This is a genomic window from Lentzea californiensis, from assembly GCF_024648825.1.
In the GTDB taxonomy this organism is placed as follows: Bacteria; Actinomycetota; Actinomycetes; order Mycobacteriales; family Pseudonocardiaceae; genus Lentzea; species Lentzea californiensis.
The window spans coordinates 222,862-239,979 of sequence record NZ_JANBBE010000001.1; the positions used below are offsets into that span (position 1 = coordinate 222,862).

Consider the following 17,118-nt stretch of genomic DNA (forward strand, 5'->3'; position numbering starts at 1 on the left):
GTACTCGACCTACCGACAAGCGATGCTGGCCGGGATGACCGCGAACGTGGTCTTCGGCCTGCTGCGGGCCGCCGTTCTCGTCGCCGCTCTCAAGGCGGCGAACGGTGAGATCGCGGAGTACGGCATCGCTGCCACCAACACGTACGTCTGGATCGGGCAGGGGCTGCTCGGGTTCATCCTGTTGTGGGGGACCAACGAGCTCGCCGAGCGCGTGCGATCCGGTGACGTCGTCGTCGACCTGTACCGGCCGTGGCACCTGCAGAGCGCACTGCTCGCGCAGGACCTCGGCCGCGGCGGTTACGCGTTCCTGAGCAGGCTCGCGCCGCCGGTGGTGTTCGGCATGCTGCTGTTCCCCTTCCAGTTGCCGGCCAGCCTGATGCAGTGGCCGCTGTTCCTGGTCAGCGCGGTCATCGCGCTGGTCATCTGCTTCGCGTGCCGGTTCCTCATCGACCTCAGCGCGTTCTGGCTGCTCGACAACCGGGGGCTGTTCGGGTTCTGGAACGTCGCGTCCGGCCTGCTGTGCGGGCTCACCGTGCCGATCGCGTTCTTCCCCGAGTGGGCACGGGACGCGCTGTGGATGACCCCGTTCCCCGCGTTGATGCAGGCACCGATCGACGTGTTCCTCGGGCACGGCGATCCGGTACGAACCTTGCTCTACCAGGTGTTCTGGGCCGTGGCGTTGCTCGTGGCCGGTCACCTGGTCCTGCAACGCGCGGTGCGCAGGGTGGTGGTGCAGGGTGGCTGACGTCATCTACCCGAGGCTCATCGGCGCGCGACTGCGAAGCCAGATGTCCTACCGCGCGTCGTTCGCGCTCGACCTCGTCACGCAGGTGCTGGCCCAGTGGATCGAACTGGTCGTCATCCTCGTGCTGTTCGGTCACGTCAGCGCGCTCGGCGGGTTCACCCGGGACGAGGTGCTGCTGATGTACGCGTTCGCGGGCATCGCGTTCGGCATCGCCGACCTCTTCGCCGGACAGCTCGACAACCTGCCGACGTACATCCGCACCGGCACCTTCGACGTGCTGCTGATGCGGCCGCTCGGCACGCTGCCGCAGATCATGGTGTCGGACGTCCGCCTGCGCAGGGTCGGGCGCATCGTCGGTGCGATCGCCGTGATGGTCTACGCGCTGACGCACGTCGGCGTGGCCTGGACGCCCGCGAAGGTCGCGCTGACCATCGTCACACCGCTGGCCGGCGCGGTCATCTTCGGCGCGATCTGGGTCGTGACGTGCTCGGTGTGCTTCTGGATCGTGGAGGGCCGCGAGTTCGCCAACGCCTTCACCTACGGCAGCAACACCTTCACGTCGTACCCGGTCAACGTCTACTCCGCCCCGCTGCGCTGGGTGATGGCGTTCATCGTGCCGGGGGCGTTCGTGGCGTACTACCCGAGCCTCGCGCTGCTCGGGAAGCAGGACCCGCTCGGCCTGCCGGGCTGGGTCGGCTGGGCATCACCGCTCGTCGCGGCGCTGGCGGCGGCCGTCGCCGGGTTCGCGTGGCGGTTCGCGGTCAGGCACTACCGGGGAACGGGATCATGATCGAGGTCAGGGAGCTCCGCAGGGAGTTCAAGGTAGCCACGTCCAAAGGCCTGCGCCGCAACTACAAGACCGTCACGGCGGTCGACGGCGTCACGTTCGACGTCGCCGCGGGTGAGGCGGTCGGCTACGTCGGGCCGAACGGCGCCGGCAAGTCCACGACGATCAAGATGCTGACCGGGATCCTGGTGCCGACCAGCGGCCACATCACGGTGGGCGGCGTCGACCCGTCGAAGCAGCGGCGCGATCTCGCGAAGCGCATCGGTGTCGTGTTCGGCCAGCGCAGCCAGCTCTGGTGGGACCTGCCGCTCCAGGACAGCTTCGACCTGCTGAAGTCCATCTACCGCGTGTCGGCGGAGGACTACCGCAAGCGGCTCGAGGAATGCGTCGAACTCCTTGGCCTGCGGGAGTTCCTGAGCACGCCCGTGCGGCAGCTCTCGCTGGGGCAACGGATGCGCGGCGAGATCACCGCCGCGCTGCTGCACGCCCCGGAGCTCCTGGTGCTGGACGAGCCGACGATCGGCCTGGACCTGGAGTCCAAGGAACGCCTCAGGGAGTTCCTCGCGGACATCAACACCCGCCGCGGCACGACGCTCCTGCTCACCACGCACGACCTGGACGACATCGAACGCCTCTGCCCGCGGCTGATGGTGATCGACCACGGCCGGGTGCTCGCCGACGGTCCGCTGGAGGAGCTGCGCGCCGAGGTCACCCCCGACCGCGAGCTCGTCATCGACCTCAGGGAACCGGGTCCGGCACCGGACGTCCCTGGAGTGACGGCGGTGCGCAGCGAGGCCAACGGGCTGCGGCACCACCTCACGTTCAGGAGAGCGGAGACGACGGCGGCGCAGTTGATCACCCAGGTGGTGCGGCAGGTGGAGGTCCACGACCTCGCCGTCGTGGAGCCGGAAATCGACGACGTGATCCGGAAGCTGTACCAACGGCAACTCGATCAAGACGTACGTCGGTAGAGTCATCAGTAATCGAACCGGACACTTCGGGCACAAGGAGAGCGAATGCGCCTAATTGGACCGCTTGCCGCGGCTGTCATCGCGCTGGGCAGCTTGACGGCATGCGACGCGATCCAGGGCGTCAGCAACACCGCGGACAAGGTGAAGCTGTGCGCCGACGCGATCTCGCTCGTGGGCTTCTCGCCGGACATGAGCGACCCGCAGAAGGCGCTGGAGGAGACCCAGGCCAAGGCGAAGGAGCTCGAGACCCTCGCGAGCTCCGCGCCGGACGAGCAGGTGAAGAAGGCTCTCGAAGAGGCCGCCAACGGCATGCAGAACGTCAACTCCGCGGCGGACTGGGTGCAGCAGAAGGCCGATCTCGCCGCGAAGGTCTCCTCGGCCTGCGGCGGATGAGCACTTGAGCCCTGTTGCGCACCTCCGGTGGCGGCTTAGGCTTTGACGCGTTCATCGTGCCAAGCCTCACGCCGCACACCGGAGGTGTTGCAGCACCATGCAAGCAACAGTGGGTGACAGGCTCCACGTCCACAGCCGTTCCATCGGCCTGGAGGAGCGCCTCGGCGAGATCCTCGAAGTGCGCGGGAGCGACGGCCATCCGCCGTACCTCGTCCGCTTCAACGACGGCCACGAGGGCCTGGTGTTCCCCGGCCCCGACTGCGTCGTCGAGCCCCGGGGCACCGTCTAACCGTTGAGAACCGTCGCGATCAACTCCTCGGCGAGCTGAGGAGTCGCTGCCGCCACGCCTGACCACCGGTGGGTGAGGTCGGGTTCGAAGTGGAACGGCCGCCCGTGCAGGTCGACCAGCACGCCGCCTGCGGCGGGCACGGTGACCAGCGCCGTCGCGAGGTCCATGATCCGGTGCGTGTCGCTTCCCGGATCGATGAAGGCGTCGACCGTTCCTTCCGCGACGAGCATGGTCTCCAGGCAGGTCGTGCACAGCACACGGATGCGGTCGGCGCTGTTCGCGATGCGCAGCCACGCGTCCTGAGTGCCCGTCTTGGGGCGCATCAGGCACACCGACGCGCCCTTCAACGTCGTGCGTCCGGTGGTGCGGAACGACGTCGGCACTCCTGCGCGCGCATGCCACGCACGGCCCGTGTCGAACCACGTCGTCAGAGCTTCTTTGGCCGTGCCGTCTTCGACGAGCGCACCGGCGAAGCAGGAGAGGGGAACGCCGAACGCGGCGTTCGCGGACCCGTCGACCGGGTCGATGACGAGGGTGGTCGAGGAGCCGTTGTCGACGAACCCGGCTTCCTCGGAGAGCAGGTTCACGCGACTGCGGTGGATCGACTCCAGGATCGCGTCCTCGACGATGCGGTCGACGCGCATCGTCGGTGTTCCGTCGGCGCCGTCCGCCACTTCTTCGCGGAGCTCGAGGCGCGTGTGCAGAGATCGGGCACGCCCGTACGCCGCCGACGCCGCACGGGCGGCATCAGCGAGCGCAGGGTGCACGTCATCGGAGAGCTGTGGCTGGGGAACGTCCCATGGGATCAGCACGTTCCCCACACTGCCACGAAAGACTCAGATCAGGCCGAGGCCCTTGACCGCGTCGCGCTCCTCGACCAGCTCGGCGACCGAGGCGTCGATGCGGCCGCGCGAGAACTCGTCGATCTCCAGGCCCTGGATGATCTCGTAGGAACCGCCCGAGGTGCGGACCGGGAACGACGAGATGATGCCCTCGGGCACGCCGTACGAGCCGTCCGACGGGATGGCCATCGAGGTCCACTCGGTGCCGTTGACCCAGTCGTAGACGTGGTCGATGGCGGCGTTCGCGGCCGAGGCGGCCGAAGACGCGCCACGGGCCTCGATGATCGCCGCGCCGCGCTTGGCGACGGTCGGGATGAAGTCGTTCTCCAGCCACGCCTGGTCGTTCACGGCCTCGGCGGCGGTCTTGTCGCCCACCTTGGCGTGGAACAGGTCCGGGTACTGGGTGGCCGAGTGGTTGCCCCAGATCGTCATGTTCTGGATGTCGGTGACCGCGACGCCCAGCTTCTTGGCGAGCTGCGACAGCGCGCGGTTGTGGTCCAGGCGCGTCATCGCGGTGAAGCGCTCGCGCGGGACGTCCGGCGCGTGCTGCTGGGCGATGAGGGCGTTGGTGTTGGCCGGGTTGCCGACCACGAGGACCTTCACGTCGTCAGCGGCACCGGCGTTGATCGCCTCGCCCTGCGGCTTGAAGATGCCACCGTTGGCCTCGAGGAGGTCGCCGCGCTCCATGCCCTTGGTGCGGGGGCGGGCGCCGACGAGCAGGGCCACGTTCACGCCGTCGAACGCGGTCTTCGCGTCGTCGGTGATCGTGATTCCCTTGAGCAGCGGGAAGGCGCAGTCGTCCAGCTCCATCGCGGTGCCCTCGGCGGCCTTCAGCGCGGGGGTGATCTCCAGCAGCCGCAGGTTGACCGGGGTGTCCGGGCCGAGCAGGTGGCCGGAAGCGATGCGGAAGAGCAGTGCGTAGCCGATCTGGCCGGCTGCACCGGTGACAGTGACGTTCACGGGCGTGCGGGTCATGAGCCTTCCCGAATGACGATCGTCCTCGTTGACGTCGGGCAGGTCGCCCGGCGTCCCGCACGTTACCAACACGTGGCCGGTGGCAGAGTGTGAGAGTGGACAACCTGCCGGAAGAGGTCGCGCCCGAGATCAACGCCGACTACGCCGACGCGAACCTGCACGGACAACACTGGGAGAAGCGGTCTTTCACCGACTGCGACTTCACCGAGGCCGACCTCCGCGAGCTCGTCACGGCGGGGTGCACCTTCACCCGGTGTGACTTCACCCGAACGGATCTCGGCGAGTCGAAGCACACCGCGACGGCGTTCCGGCAGTGCACCTTCGACCGCACGGTCCTGACCCGGTCGAGCTTCTCCTCGTGCAGCCTCATGGGTTCGAACTTCGTCGACTGCGTGCTGCGGCCGATCACCTTCACCGAGGTCGACTTCACGCTCGCGTCGTTCGTGAGGGCGCCGCTGCACGACCTGAAGCTGGGCGGTCAGCGGTTCCGCGAGACGAACCTCAGCGAGACCGACCTGCGCAACACCGACCTGAGCCAGGCGGACCTGATGGGCGCCCGGCTGCTCGACGCCAAGCTGGAGGGCGCCGACCTGCGCGGGGCGAAGCTGGACGCGAACGGGCTCCGGCAAGCCAAGCTCGCCGGAGCCCTGATCGACGTCGAGCAGGCGATCGCTTTCGCGGCCGCCTACGGACTAGTTGTGTCGTGAAGTGATGCGCACGGACGGATGGATGCGCACAGCGAGTTCCCCGTCCGCGAACTCCACAACGGCGTGCGACTCGCCTCGGCCCGAGCGCACGAGCACCCGGCTCGCGCCCTCGCGGTAGAGGTCGACCACGGGTTCGCCGTCCTGAAACCACCGCACCCGCACGGAAGCGGCGAGCTCGTCGAACGAGAGCAGCACGTCCTCGACCCGGACGACCTTGATCCACGGCTCGTCCTCGGTTTCGGGGATCACCCCGAACGCGTCGAGGATCTCGTCGTCGGACGGCATCTGCATCATCGTCTCCAGACCAAGCGCCGCTCACATGGCTGTGGCCGGGATCGCACGGATCCCGGCCACCTCAGCACCAAGCGGTCAGTTGTCGGCTGATCCCGTGATCTCCACCAGAACGCCCTCCGCGACCATCTCCTCGACGGCCTTCGGCAGCAGGTAGGCGGTGCCGCCGCCCGGCTGCTCGAACCACGGCACGGCCACGCCGGTCAGCACCTCGAGCGGGCGGCGCAACCGGTACACGCGGTACGGGCGGTTGATCCACGACGGCACGAGGCTGCGTTCCGGGAACGGTGTGCCCGCCACGTAGACGAGGTTGCCGCTCTGGTCGCCGTAGCGGTCGATCTCGGTGCCCGCCGGCAGTTCGAACATCTGCTTGTGGCGGAACAACGTCAGCGGCGGCTCGCCCGCGAGCGGTGAGATCGGGAACTTCCGCTTCGACGGTTCCTCCTGCGCCACGGCGGCGGCGACCGGCGAGGGGGCCGGGGCCTGCTGTGGTGCGGGTGGCGGCGGGACCGGCTGCACCTGCGTCGGGGCTGCGGCCGGTGCCGGCATCGGCGCGGACGGGACCTGCTGCACCTGCGCCGGGGCCGGCTGCGGTTGCTGCGGGGGCAGCGGCGGGCGCTGCGGCGGGACGGGACGGCGCGGCTCCTCGCGGAAGCCGTTGGTCATCGGCCGCTGCGGCGGCTGGGGTGGCTGGGGTGCCCGCGGGGGGATCGTGCGGAAGTTGCCCAGCACCAGCCTGCCCACCAGGTACGCCGACGCGTCCTCGACCTTCTCGAACCGCACCGGGTTCTTGGGGCCGTGGTCGAACCAGCTGACCTCCCAGCTGTCACCGTCGAGGCGCAGCGACCACGTGCGGTCGGCGGGCTCGCCACCGATCCGGAACACGCCGTGCGGCACCTTGAGGTCGTCCAGCGCGCGGCGGGTGCCCGCCAGTTCGCGGTCCTCCTCCGGCGTGACCTGCCGCGGCGGCCTGACCGGTTCCGGTTCCGGCTCCGGTTCGGGCTCGGGCTCCGGTTCCGGCTCGGGGTCCTTGAACAGCGCCGCGTCGAACTGGGTGGTCTCCTCCGAGCGCGTCGGCTTGGGCACGGGTGCCAGGGGCAGGACCTCGGGCTCCGCGACTGCGACCGGCTCAGGCTCGAAGTGCGAGTCGAGCCGCACGTCGAAGCGGTCGTCGAACTCCGGGTCGACCGCCGCCTCGAACGACGTCGTCAACTCGATCTCGTCTTCGGCGAGGTCCGGCTCGTCGTCGGCCACGGCGACGACCGGGTGCTCCTCGGTGACCTCGGACGCGCTCTCCAGCGGCTCGTCGAGGACCGGGCTCCACGCCATCGTGTCCTGCATGACGTCGCGCGGACGTTCCTCGGTCTCGGCGTCCAGGTGGTCCGTGAGCTCCGCGTCGCGCTGGTGCGTGAGGAGCACGGGCTCGTCCGGCCCTGCGGTGGGGATCTCGGGGGCCTCGGCGACGTCCACGTCCTCGTGTTCGTCCAGGGCGGCCGTTTCGTTCGGTTCCTCGGCGACGAACTCGTCGACAGGCTCCGGATCGACGTCCCGGACGGGCTCGCGCACCGGCTGCCGGACGATCTCCGGTGCCGGCTGCCGCACGGGCTCCGGCTCTTCCGCGAGCTCGCTCGGGTGCGGGGCGAAGAGGTCCATGCCCGCGCCGTACGTGTCGCGCAGGGTCCTCTCGTCGATCGTGTCCGGCACGCCGTCCGAGTCGAAGACGACCCGGTAGGGAGGGCCGTCACCGGCCAGCGGCGGGACGGCCACCGCGAGCGTCTCGCCCAGGTCGGCCACGGGCTCCGGTGCGACCTGCGGCTGCTCGGTCGTCACCTCGGCCGCGACCGGCTCGGGGTACATCGGCTCGAAGTCGTACTCCTCCGGCTCGTCGTCGCCCTCGAACTTCGGGGCCTCCGACTTCGGGGCGTCGAACTTCGCAGGCTCGAACTTCGCAGGCTCGAACTTCGCAGGCTCGAACTTCGGGGCCGCGACGAACTGCGTCGCGTCCACCTCGGGTGCGGGCTCCGGCTCCGGTTCGGGTTCGACCGGCGTCGGCACGACGGTGCCGGGAGGCGCGGCGGGAGCGCCCAGGTTCGCGGCGGCGCCGAGCCTCGACTCCTCGCTGACCTCTGGCAGGCCGAACCCGGCGGCGCGCGCCCGTTCGACCAGCTCCGGCTCGGGCGGGACGCCGTACTTGCGCAGGTAGTAGGAGACCCCGGCGGGCCAGATCCACACACCGTCCGTCTGGAACCCGGACGGCACGACCGGCGGCGCGTCCGGGTGCAGCACGTCGTTGTCGAAGCCGCGACCGGCCACGGCGACCGGCGCGTTCGACAGGTACGCGAGCAGCGGCGCGACCTCGGGCTCCGGCACCGGCGGGCGGTTGACCGACGGACGACCGTTCGGTCCGGCGCCGTCGAACACCCGTGCCGTGCGGAACACCGGTGTCGGCGGGTTCATCCTGCGGCGCAACCAGTCCGGGATGTTCTCCTCGACACGCGGGAAGAACCGCATCTCGTCGGTGTACGCCTGCTGGGGCGGCGGGGTCTGCCAGCTCGGCTCCGCGCGGTCGAAGTCGAGGTTGTAGCTGGAGGGGTGGTCGAGCTGGTACCTGGCGTTGGTCCAGCTGCCCCGGCCCTCGCGGTGCATGCCGGCTCGCAGCCGCGCGAACAGCGAGGCCACCTCCTGGGGCACCTGCCACCCGCGCTTGGAGCCGTCCTGCAGCTTGAGTTCGGCCTCCAGTTCGAAGTACCGGCCCGTGGCGCGGTACTGCGCGGTCACACTGCGCCAGTCCTCTGGTGCGGCCCGCATCAGAGTCAGGCCGATCTGCTTAACCAGAGCGTCCTGCTCGGTAGGGTTCAACGGCTTCGGCTCGGACACGCCAACATCTTCCCCCGCAACTCGCCGGATCGCACACGTCCCCCGCCACTGCGCCGAACGGTGGAGGCCCGACCATAACGCGGTGGACGTGCAAGGTTAAAGCTGATCAAGAACACCTTTGACCTATCTGGAGGCCTTGTGACGCGGTCCGCGCAGGTGACCGGCGGTCTGCTGGCGGCGGCGGGCGGAGTGGCGATCGCGGTCCAGGCGCGCGTCAACGGATCGCTCGCCCAGTCGCTGGGCAACGGCCTGCTGGCGGCGTTGATCTCCTTCGCCGGAGGGTGGTTCGTGCTGCTCGCGGTCGTCCTGACGCGACAGTCCGGGAGGGACGGCCTGCTGCGACTGCGGGAGGCGCTGCGCCGGCGCCGCATCCGCTGGTGGGAATGCATCGGCGGCATCAGCGGCGCGGTGCTCGTGGGCTCCCAGGGACTGGCGGTCGCGACCATCGGTGTGGCGGTGTTCACGGTCGCGGTCGTGATCGGGCAGGTCGTGAGCAGCATGGTCATGGACAACCTCGGGGTCGGTCCCGGTGAGTCGAAGCCGATTACAAGAACACGTGTCGTCGGAGCGGCCGTCGGTGTTATCGCGGTCACCGTCGCCGTGTCGCACCAGTTCACGTCGCCCGGCGCGTTGTGGCTCGCGGTGCTGCCGCTGATCGCGGGCCTGCTGATGGGCTGGCAGCAGGCGGTGAACGGGCTGGTGCGCGAGGCCGCGGCCAACTCGATGGCGACGATCCTGGTGAACTTCACCGTCGGCACGGTCGCGTTGTCGCTGGTCAATGCCGTGACGTGGAGCGGAGTACCCGGCGCGTTCCCCTCTGCCTGGTGGCTGTACCTCGGCGGGTTGCTGGGCATCGTCGGCGTGGGTGGCGCGATCACGTCGGTGCGGTTCATCGGCGTGCTGATGGTCGGGCTGTGCGGCGTGTGCGGTCAGCTCATCGGGGCCGTGCTGCTCGACGCGGTGAGCGGGCACCTCGCGTTGCCGACGGTGATCGGCGTGGTGCTGACGCTGGTGTCGGTGGGCGTCGCGGCCCTGCCCAATGGGAAGATGAGGACGTGACTGCGACGCTGCTCAACGGCAACGAAACCCGGAACGCGCTGTTCGAGGACCTGAAGGCGCGGGTCGCCGCGCTGCCCGGCTCCGTGGGCCTGGCCACCGTGCTGGTCGGCGACGACCCCGGCTCGCACTCGTACGTCAAGGGCAAGCACAGGGCGTGCGAGAAGGTCGGCATCAAGTCGATCCGGCGCGACCTGCCCGAGTCGATCACGCAGCAGGAGCTGGAAGCCGTCATCGACGAGCTGAACGCGAACCCCGAGGTCACCGCGTACATCGTTCAGCTGCCGCTGCCCAAGCACCTCAACGCGAACGCGATCCTGGAGCGCATCGACCCGGCCAAGGACGGCGACGGCCTGCACCCGGTCAACCTCGGCAAGCTGGTGCTCGGCGAGGAGGCGGCGCTGCCCGCCACGCCGCGCGGCATCGTGGAACTGCTGCGCCGCTACGAGGTGCCGATCGCAGGCGCGAACGTCACCGTGATCGGCCGCGGCGTCACCGTGGGCCGCCCGATCGGCCTGCTGCTGACCCGCCGTTCCGAGAACGCCACCGTGACGCTGTGCCACACCGGCACCAAGGACCTCGCGGCGGAGGTGCGCCGGGCGGACATCGTGATCGCCGGCGCCGGCAGCCCGGGCCTGATCACCGCGGACATGGTCAAGCCGGGCGCGGCCGTGGTCGACGTCGGCATCACCCGCACCGAGGCCGGCCTCGTCGGCGACGTGGCCCCCGAGGTCCGCGAGGTCGCCGGCTGGCTCGCCCCGATCCCCGGTGGCGCGGGCCCGATGACCGTCGCGATGCTGCTGACCAACACCGTCGAAGCAGCCGAGCGCGCCAATGCAGCGGTCTGACGCCGAGGCGCTCATGCCGGAACAGCGCTGGCGCTCGGGCCCCGGGAAGCACCTGCCGTTCGCGCTGGTGCTGGGAGTCGGTGTGCTCGGGCTGGTGCGGATCTTCCAGTACCACTGGCGGCAGGGCGCGGTGCTGCTCGGAGTGTCGTTGCTGGTCGCGGCCGTGCTGCGGATCCTCGTGACCGACGAGCAGGCGGGTCTGATCAAGATCCGCGGCCGCGGCATGGACGCGTTCCTCTACTCGACGCTGGGCATCGTGGTGATCGCCGTCGCACTGACGATCACCGGCGGCCCGCTCAGCCGATAGCGCGGTTCACCATGACCTCGACGAGCTCGTCGAGGTCCATGGTGGCCACCACGTCCGGCAGCGTCAGCCGTTCGTAGATCAGCCCCGTCATCGCGAAGTACAGCGAGACGACGGTCATCCGGTCGCCCGGCAGCTTCGACTCCTCGTTGAACGCGACGTTGTCCTCGATGTTGCCGGCGATCGTCCTCGTGAGCGCCTCCCGGATCTCCGGCCTCCTCGTGGCCTCGAGCCGCAGCTCCATCATCGCGAGGTAGCAGGCCTTGTCCGCGTCCGCCCGCTTGATGATGTCGTGCATGAACTTCACCGTCAGCGACCTGTCGCGCGGCAACGCGAGCGACTCCGCGACGGACTCGCCGGACGGCATGAGCCTCTCGTGCACCCGCGTCATCACCGCCGGCATCAGCTCGTCGCGGTTCGCGAAGTAGTTCGACGCCGTACCCGCCGGCACCCCGGCCTTCGCGTCGATCGCGCGGTAGGTCAGCCCCCGCGCGCCCTCCTGTGCCAGGACGTCGATCGCCGCGTCCAGCAGTGCCGTGCGCCTTGCCTCGTTCCGGACCACGCCGCCTCCTTGACAACCACTACAAACATAGTACTACAGTTGTCGTGGTTGAACGACATCCACCAGGGGGTCTTGCTTTGCGAAAGCTCGTTTACTACGTCGCCGTCACGCTCGACGGGTTCATCGCGGCCGAGGACGGGACCTTCGACGGGTTCCTCTTCGAAGGCGACCACATGGCCGGCATCAACGCGCACTACCCGGAGACGCTGCCGACCCAGCTCCGCGAGCCGTTCGGCCTGGCGGACGCGCCGAACCAGCACTTCGACACCGTCCTGATGGGCCGCAACACCTACCAGGTCCCCGGTGGTCTGGCCTCGCCCTACGCACACCTGCGCCAGTTCGTCGTGTCCACCCGGGTGACCGGCACCCCGGACGACGTCGAGGTGATCCGCGAGGACGTCGTCGGCCGCGTCCGGTCGATGAAGGCCGAGGACGGCCTCGACATCTGGCTGTGCGGCGGCGGCAAGCTGGCCGCCGAACTGCTGCCCGAGGTCGACCGGTTGCTGCTCAAGATCCACCCCGTGGCGTTCGGGCGCGGCATCCCGCTGTTCGACGGGAAAGCCGACATCACGAAGTTCCAGCGCACCGATGCGCGACTGTTCGAGAGCGGAGTTTCGTTCATGAGTTACGACCGCGTTTAAGAAAATGATTGACGGCGGGCAGCGCCCGCCGTAATACTTGTGCCACACACCAAGCCGAAGGGGATCGTCATGAGCAGCCAGGAGATGCGAGGCGAGAGCTTTAGCAGCCTCGTCGCGTGCGTGCGCTCATCACGACGTCCCAGCTCCTCGCGACCGTTTTCGCAGGTGAGCTCCTTGTAGTGGCATGAGGTACCAAGGCCACTCAGGGAGCCGCCCATCGGGAAACCGACAAGGGCGGCTCTCTTTGTTTGTCGTGCATTTTTAATTCTTGCCCTTGTAGCTCAATGGAGAGAGTGCGGCGCTACGAACGCCGAGATTCAGGTTCGACTCCTGGCAGGGGTGCTCACGGGTGCGAGGGAGACGGCAACCCACCTCATTTGGGATGAGGACACACCGCGTTCGACTCGCGGGCATCCGACGGAAAGGCGTCCTCCGGGACGCGCAAGGCTCTTTAGCTCAACTGGCAGAGCACCGGGGTGAAGACCCGGTGGTCAGGGTTCGACTCCCTGGGGAGCCACGCAGGACGAAGGAGGGCTGGCCGAGTGGTAAGGCACCGGATTGCTGATCCGAGGTCCAGCGATGTCTGGCGCGCGTTCGATCCGCGCGCCCTCCGCGTCCTGAGGAGGATTGGCCGAGCCCGGTAAGGCAGCTGTCTCGAAAACAGTGGTCAGCGCGCGAGCGCTGCGCAGGTTCGAGTCCTGCATCCTCCGCTCCACCCAGTTCGTGTCCTCTGAAGTGCTGGCGGCGGCACGCCCGACTGTTACGCGGGAGGACCAGGTTCGAATCCTGGCAGGGGAACTACGCTCCACCCCCATGTCTCCGGGGGCAGAGCGGCTCGTCGAGGTGCTGACGGCACCACTGGACTCGATCGTCGACGTCAGCGCGCGGACGTGCCCTTCCGAGCAGGTGCTGCGCGAGTGGCGGCTGCCGGAACGCGATCTCGACGCCCTGTCGCGGTGGGGGCTGCCGAACGACGGGGTCGAGACACCCGACTTCCAAGCCGAGACCGAACCGGTGCTCGTGCCCAACGTCGCGGGCCCGTTCGAAAGCCTCCTGATCACGCCCGAGGACCGGCTCTACCTGCTGGGCGGATGGGGATCGCGGGAGGGCACCCCGCGGATGGGCGCGGTGGCAGGCGACGGCAGAGTTCTGGCGATCAGGAAGAGACCGATGACTGTCGAGGACATCCATCGCGACCTGCGACCGTACCGCCCTCACCTGCACCACCCCTCGGTGAACTTCATCAATTCGTCGGTGGCCCAACTGGTCCAGGTCTGCTGGCGGTGGCGCGCGGCGGTGCAGGTCATGAGAACGCTGGAAGAGCCTGCCTTTGACGCACCACACGAGGAAGTGGAAGCGTTCTGGGCCGGCCTCCGGGAGTGCGAGTGGATCGTCCTGCAACAGGTGGAGCGGATCGACGACCAGCTCCGAGCCGTCTTCCCCGGCTCGCTCTGGTACGAGACCATCACCGATCCAGGCCACTGATCTCCAGGGGAACTCAGCGGAAGTCCCGTGACTTCGACGGGATGCGCAGGTCCAGGTGCTGCAACCGGTCCGCCAGCAGGCTGATCACGCCGTCGGCCGACTCGACGGTCCCCCGCACCAGCATCGCCCCGCTGCTGCGCGCCACCCGCCGGTACCGGGCCCACAGCCCCGGCGAGCACACGACGTTCACCATCCCCGTCTCGTCCTCGATGTTGAGGAACGTGACGCCGCCCGCCGTCGCCGGCCGTTGCCGATGTGTCACCGCGCCGCCGATCAGCACTCGCGTGCCGGGTTCGACGGAGCTGAGCGCGTCCACCGGCAGTGCGCCCATCGAGTCCAAAGTGGACCTGACGAACTGGGTGGGGAAGCTGTCCGGGGACAGGCCCGTGGCCCAGACGTCCGCCACCGCCAGTTCGACGTCGTCCATGCCCGGCAACGCGGGTGCGTCGACGCCGACCACGGTGCCGGGCAGGCGGTCTGACCGGATCGCGGCCACCGCGCCCGCCGCCCAGAGCGCCTCGCGGCGTTCCAGGCCGAAGCAGGAGAAGGCGCCCGCCGTGGCGAGGGCTTCCACCTGGGCCGCGGTGAGCTGCACTCGGGTGCCGAAGTCCTCCATGTCCCGGAACGGTTGTGCGGCAACGATTCGTCCGGCGTCCGCGTCGCCGATGCCGCGTACGGCGGACAGGCCGATGCGGACGGCGTTCTTGCCCTCGAACGGTTCCAGGCCCGCCCAGGGAAGCGAGCGGTTCACGCACGGGCCGTGCACCGTCACGCCGTGGCGGCGGGCGTCGATCACCAGCGACTGCGGTGAGTAGAAACCCATCGGCTGGGCCCTGAGCAGGGCCGCGCAGAACGCCGCCGGGTAGTAGAGCTTGAACCACGCGCTCACGAACACCAGGTGCGCGAACGACAGGGCGTGCGACTCGGGGAAGCCGAAGTTGGCGAACGCCAGCAGCTTCGCGTAGATGCGGCCGGCCAGCTCCTCGGTGATGTCCTGGGCGGCGCAGCCCTCGTAGAAGCGGTCGCGCAGGCGTTCCATTCGGGCGGTCGAACGCTTGGCGCCCATCGCGCGGCGCAGTTCGTCGGCCTCGGCGGCGGTGAAGCCGGCCACGTCGACCGCGATCTGCATGAGCTGTTCCTGGAACAACGGCACGCCGTAGGTCTTCTTCAGCGCGTTCTCCAGCAACGGGTGGTCGTAGTCCCACTCCTCCTGCTTGTTGCGGCGCCGGATGTACGGGTGCACCGAGCCGCCCTGGATCGGGCCCGGCCTGATCAGCGCGACCTCGACGACCAGGTCGTAGAACTCGCGCGGCTTCAGGCGCGGCAACGTCGCCATCTGCGCGCGGCTCTCCACCTGGAAGACACCGACCGAGTCGGCCTTCTGCAACATCTCGTAGACGCGCTGGTCGTTGAGGTTGAGCTGACCCATGTCGACGTCGACGCCCTCGTGGTCGCGGACGAGGTCGATGGCGTAGTGCAGCGCGGAGAGCATGCCGAGGCCGAGCAGGTCGAACTTCACCAGGCCGATGGACGCGCAGTCGTCCTTGTCCCACTGCAGGACCGTGCGCTTGTCCATGCGCGCCTTCTCCACCGGGCACACCTCGCTGACGGCGCGGTCGCAGATCACCATGCCGCCGGAGTGGATGCCGAGGTGGCGCGGGAAGTTCTCCAGCTGTGCGGACAGTTCCAGCACGTCGCGCGGGATGTCGCAGTCGTCGGTGGTGGTGCCGAGCGGCCCCCACCTGTCTATCTGCTTGCTCCACGCGTCCTGCTGGCCCGGCGAGTGGCCGAGCGCGCGGGCCATGTCGCGCACCGCGGAACGGGCGCGGTAGGTGATGACGTTCGCGACCTGCGCCGCGTGCCTGCGGCCGTACTTGGAGTAGACGTGCTGGATGACCTCCTCGCGCCGGTCGGACTCGATGTCGACGTCGATGTCGGGCGGGCCGTCGCGGGCGGGGGCGAGGAACCGTTCGAAGAGCAGGTCGAAGCGGACCGCGTCGACGTTCGTGATGCCGAGCGCGAAGCACACCGCGGAGTTCGCCGCGCTGCCCCTGCCCTGGCAGAGGATGTCGTTGCGCTTGCAGAAGTCCACGATGTCGTGCACGACGAGGAAGTAGCCGGGGAAGCCGAGCTGCTCGATGACCTTCAGCTCGTGCTCGATCTGCCGGAACGCCTTCTCGTCGCCGTCGGGGTACCGCCGCCGCGCGCCCTCGTAGGTGAGCCGGCGCAGCCAGGTGATCTCGGTGTGGCCGCGCGGCACGTCGAACGGCGGCAGCTTCGGCGCGACCAGCCGCAGGTCGAACGCCAGCTGCATGCCGAGCAACGCGGCGTTGTGCACGGCACCGGGGAAGCGGCGGAACCGGTGGAACATCTCCTCGCCGCTGCGCAGGAACGCGGCGGGCGACGGCGGCAGCCAGCCCGCCATGTCGTCGAGGCTGCTTCGTGCGCGCACGGCCGCCATCGCGGCGGCGAGCCTGCCACGGCTCGGGGTCGCGTAGTGCACCGCATTCGTTGCCACGACAGGGAGTTGCAACTGCTGCGCCATCGCGTTGAGGATGTCGTTGCGCCGGCTGTCCTCGGGCAGGCCGTGGTCGGTGAGCTCGACGTAGACGCGTCCCTTGCCGAACAGGTCGGTGAGCCTGACGATCTCCTCGAACGCCGCCTCCGGGCCCTCTCGCACCAGCGCCCGGCGCACGGTTCCCTTGCGGCAGCCCGTGAGCACCACGACGTCGCCCTTGGTGTCGGCGACGATCTGGTCGACGTCGTAGACCGGTTTACCCTTCTCGGCGTTACCGTCGAGGTGCCCGGTGGTGAGCGTGCGGCACAGCGCGTGATAGCCGGGCTGCTGGCGTGCCAGCAGAAGCAGGTGGTCGCCCTCGGGATCCGGTTCGCCGTTGGCGGGCCTGCTCAGCCCGATGCTCAGCTCGGCACCGAACACCGTGTGCATGCCGAGTTCCTTGGCCGCCTCGGCGAACCGCACGACGCCGTACATGCCGTCGTGGTCGGTGATCGCGATGGCGTCGAGCTTGAGCCGCTGCGCCTCCTCGACCAGTTCCTCGGGGTGGCTCGCGCCGTCGAGCCAGCTGAAGTTGGAGTGGCAGTGCAGCTCCGCGTACGGGACGCGCTTGCGGGTGACCGCCATCTCGTCCGCGTGCAGCGCGAAACCCGGTGGGGCGGTGTACCGGTCGCGGTGTCTTCCCCATCCCGGACCGTCACCGCCGTCGGGCTTCTGCTCGTAGGGCTTGCCGGACAGCGCCCGCTCCAGCTCCCGCCAGCGGACCGGTGGGTTATTCCAGCCCATCGGCTTCCTTGCGCGGCAACGGGATCAGGATCTCCAGCAGGTCC

General features: G+C 69.1%; 17 protein-coding genes and 5 tRNA genes. 16 read left to right on the forward strand and 6 right to left on the reverse strand.

The window, feature by feature from the left end; genetic code table 11:
* Positions 1-34: 34 nt before the first annotated feature.
* The 5 genes from LX88_RS01205 to LX88_RS01225 all read left to right on the forward strand — a co-directional run bounded on the left by LX88_RS01205 (position 35) and on the right by LX88_RS01225 (position 3,185).
* Positions 35-745, forward strand: a complete 711-nt coding sequence (locus LX88_RS01205) for an ABC transporter permease (protein WP_258946070.1) — start codon at positions 35-37, stop codon at positions 743-745.
* Complete coding sequence (locus LX88_RS01210; protein WP_258946071.1) at positions 738-1,535, forward strand: ABC transporter permease; 798 nt, start codon at positions 738-740, stop codon at positions 1,533-1,535. Before LX88_RS01205 ends, LX88_RS01210 begins: the two co-directional genes overlap by 8 nt.
* Complete coding sequence (locus LX88_RS01215; protein ID WP_258946072.1) at positions 1,532-2,503, forward strand: ABC transporter ATP-binding protein; 972 nt, start codon at positions 1,532-1,534, stop codon at positions 2,501-2,503. The genes LX88_RS01210 and LX88_RS01215 overlap by 4 nt, the downstream gene beginning before the upstream one ends.
* A gap of 45 nt (positions 2,504-2,548) precedes the next feature.
* Positions 2,549-2,896 (forward strand): DUF8711 family protein, encoded by a 348-nt coding sequence (locus LX88_RS01220; RefSeq protein ID WP_258946073.1) that lies wholly within the window; start codon positions 2,549-2,551, stop codon positions 2,894-2,896.
* Positions 2,897-2,993: 97 nt separating this feature from the next.
* Positions 2,994-3,185 (forward strand): DUF1918 domain-containing protein, encoded by a 192-nt coding sequence (locus tag LX88_RS01225; RefSeq protein WP_090067176.1) that lies wholly within the window; start codon positions 2,994-2,996, stop codon positions 3,183-3,185.
* Here the strand turns inward: LX88_RS01225 and LX88_RS01230 are convergent.
* Together LX88_RS01230 and LX88_RS01235 are read right to left on the reverse strand one after the other, a co-directional pair.
* Entirely contained in the window at positions 3,182-3,997 is an 816-nt protein-coding gene (locus tag LX88_RS01230; protein ID WP_258946074.1) for an inositol monophosphatase family protein, read from the reverse strand. The genes LX88_RS01225 and LX88_RS01230 overlap by 4 nt on opposite strands.
* 24 nt (positions 3,998-4,021) lie before the next feature.
* The gene (locus LX88_RS01235) at positions 4,022-5,002 is read right to left on the reverse strand and encodes a malate dehydrogenase (protein WP_090067175.1); all 981 of its coding nucleotides are present in this window, start codon (positions 5,000-5,002) and stop codon (positions 4,022-4,024) included.
* A 95-nt stretch (positions 5,003-5,097) separates the two neighbouring features.
* Here LX88_RS01235 and LX88_RS01240 point away from each other — a divergent pair, with 95 nt between their 5' ends.
* Positions 5,098-5,709, forward strand: coding sequence for a pentapeptide repeat-containing protein (locus tag LX88_RS01240; RefSeq protein ID WP_258946075.1), 612 nt, complete (start codon positions 5,098-5,100; stop codon positions 5,707-5,709).
* On the opposite strand, the gene LX88_RS01245 is transcribed toward LX88_RS01240, so the two are convergent.
* Both LX88_RS01245 and LX88_RS01250 read right to left on the reverse strand, forming a co-directional pair.
* Entirely contained in the window at positions 5,695-5,994 is a 300-nt protein-coding gene (locus LX88_RS01245) for a hypothetical protein (protein WP_258946076.1), read from the reverse strand. The two genes, LX88_RS01240 and LX88_RS01245, sit on opposite strands and share 15 nt — an antisense overlap.
* A gap of 84 nt (positions 5,995-6,078) precedes the next feature.
* The gene (locus LX88_RS01250) at positions 6,079-8,877 is read right to left on the reverse strand and encodes a TNT domain-containing protein (RefSeq protein WP_258946077.1); all 2,799 of its coding nucleotides are present in this window, start codon (positions 8,875-8,877) and stop codon (positions 6,079-6,081) included.
* A 138-nt stretch (positions 8,878-9,015) separates the two neighbouring features.
* Between LX88_RS01250 and LX88_RS01255 the strand changes: the two genes are divergently transcribed.
* Genes LX88_RS01255 through LX88_RS01265 form a run of 3 tightly spaced genes read left to right on the forward strand, consistent with a single transcriptional unit; the run spans position 9,016 to position 11,088 of the window.
* Positions 9,016-9,936, forward strand: coding sequence for a DMT family transporter (locus LX88_RS01255; protein ID WP_258946078.1), 921 nt, complete (start codon positions 9,016-9,018; stop codon positions 9,934-9,936).
* Positions 9,933-10,781: a bifunctional methylenetetrahydrofolate dehydrogenase/methenyltetrahydrofolate cyclohydrolase gene (locus LX88_RS01260; RefSeq protein ID WP_090067172.1), complete on the forward strand. Its 849-nt coding sequence runs from the start codon at positions 9,933-9,935 to the stop codon at positions 10,779-10,781. Before LX88_RS01255 ends, LX88_RS01260 begins: the two co-directional genes overlap by 4 nt.
* A 13-nt stretch (positions 10,782-10,794) precedes the next feature.
* Positions 10,795-11,088: a DUF3017 domain-containing protein gene (locus LX88_RS01265; protein WP_112262406.1), complete on the forward strand. Its 294-nt coding sequence runs from the start codon at positions 10,795-10,797 to the stop codon at positions 11,086-11,088.
* Here the strand turns inward: LX88_RS01265 and LX88_RS01270 are convergent.
* Entirely contained in the window at positions 11,078-11,647 is a 570-nt protein-coding gene (locus tag LX88_RS01270) for a TetR/AcrR family transcriptional regulator (RefSeq protein ID WP_258946079.1), read from the reverse strand. The two genes, LX88_RS01265 and LX88_RS01270, sit on opposite strands and share 11 nt — an antisense overlap.
* 77 nt (positions 11,648-11,724) lie before the next feature.
* Between LX88_RS01270 and LX88_RS01275 the strand changes: the two genes are divergently transcribed.
* The 7 genes from LX88_RS01275 (at position 11,725) to LX88_RS01305 (ending at position 13,773) form a co-directional block, all read left to right on the forward strand.
* The gene (locus LX88_RS01275) at positions 11,725-12,288 is read left to right on the forward strand and encodes a dihydrofolate reductase family protein (protein WP_258946080.1); all 564 of its coding nucleotides are present in this window, start codon (positions 11,725-11,727) and stop codon (positions 12,286-12,288) included.
* Positions 12,289-12,558: 270 nt separating this feature from the next.
* Positions 12,559-12,630, forward strand: a tRNA-Arg gene (locus LX88_RS01280).
* 103 nt (positions 12,631-12,733) lie between these two features.
* Positions 12,734-12,805: transfer RNA gene (locus LX88_RS01285), tRNA-Phe, on the forward strand.
* 11 nt (positions 12,806-12,816) lie between these two features.
* Positions 12,817-12,901 (forward strand) — tRNA-Ser (locus LX88_RS01290).
* An 8-nt stretch (positions 12,902-12,909) separates the two neighbouring features.
* A tRNA-Ser gene (locus LX88_RS01295) sits at positions 12,910-12,998 on the forward strand.
* A 16-nt stretch (positions 12,999-13,014) separates the two neighbouring features.
* Positions 13,015-13,086, forward strand: a tRNA-Asn gene (locus LX88_RS01300).
* Positions 13,087-13,101: 15 nt separating this feature from the next.
* Complete coding sequence (locus tag LX88_RS01305; RefSeq protein WP_258946081.1) at positions 13,102-13,773, forward strand: SUKH-4 family immunity protein; 672 nt, start codon at positions 13,102-13,104, stop codon at positions 13,771-13,773.
* Positions 13,774-13,786: 13 nt separating this feature from the next.
* On the opposite strand, the gene LX88_RS01310 is transcribed toward LX88_RS01305, so the two are convergent.
* A complete protein-coding gene (locus tag LX88_RS01310; RefSeq protein ID WP_258946082.1) occupies positions 13,787-17,074 on the reverse strand; it encodes an error-prone DNA polymerase in 3,288 nt (1,095 codons plus the stop codon).
* Positions 17,075-17,118: the final 44 nt, after the last annotated feature.

Excerpts from the sequence above, each read along its gene's own strand:
- LX88_RS01205 (WP_258946070.1), top strand. The coding sequence starts at position 35 with ATGACCGCGAACGTGGTCTTCGGCCTGCTGCGGGCCGCCGTTCTCGTC.
- LX88_RS01215 (WP_258946072.1), top strand. The coding sequence starts at position 1,532 with ATGATCGAGGTCAGGGAGCTCCGCAGGGAGTTCAAGGTAGCCACGTCC.
- LX88_RS01220 (WP_258946073.1), top strand. The coding sequence starts at position 2,549 with ATGCGCCTAATTGGACCGCTTGCCGCGGCTGTCATCGCGCTGGGCAGC.
- LX88_RS01225 (WP_090067176.1), top strand. The coding sequence starts at position 2,994 with ATGCAAGCAACAGTGGGTGACAGGCTCCACGTCCACAGCCGTTCCATC.
- LX88_RS01235 (WP_090067175.1), bottom strand. The coding sequence starts at position 5,002 with ATGACCCGCACGCCCGTGAACGTCACTGTCACCGGTGCAGCCGGCCAG.
- LX88_RS01245 (WP_258946076.1), bottom strand. The coding sequence starts at position 5,994 with ATGCCGTCCGACGACGAGATCCTCGACGCGTTCGGGGTGATCCCCGAA.
- LX88_RS01265 (WP_112262406.1), top strand. The coding sequence starts at position 10,795 with ATGCCGGAACAGCGCTGGCGCTCGGGCCCCGGGAAGCACCTGCCGTTC.
- LX88_RS01305 (WP_258946081.1), top strand. The coding sequence starts at position 13,102 with ATGTCTCCGGGGGCAGAGCGGCTCGTCGAGGTGCTGACGGCACCACTG.
- LX88_RS01310 (WP_258946082.1), bottom strand. The coding sequence starts at position 17,074 with ATGGGCTGGAATAACCCACCGGTCCGCTGGCGGGAGCTGGAGCGGGCG.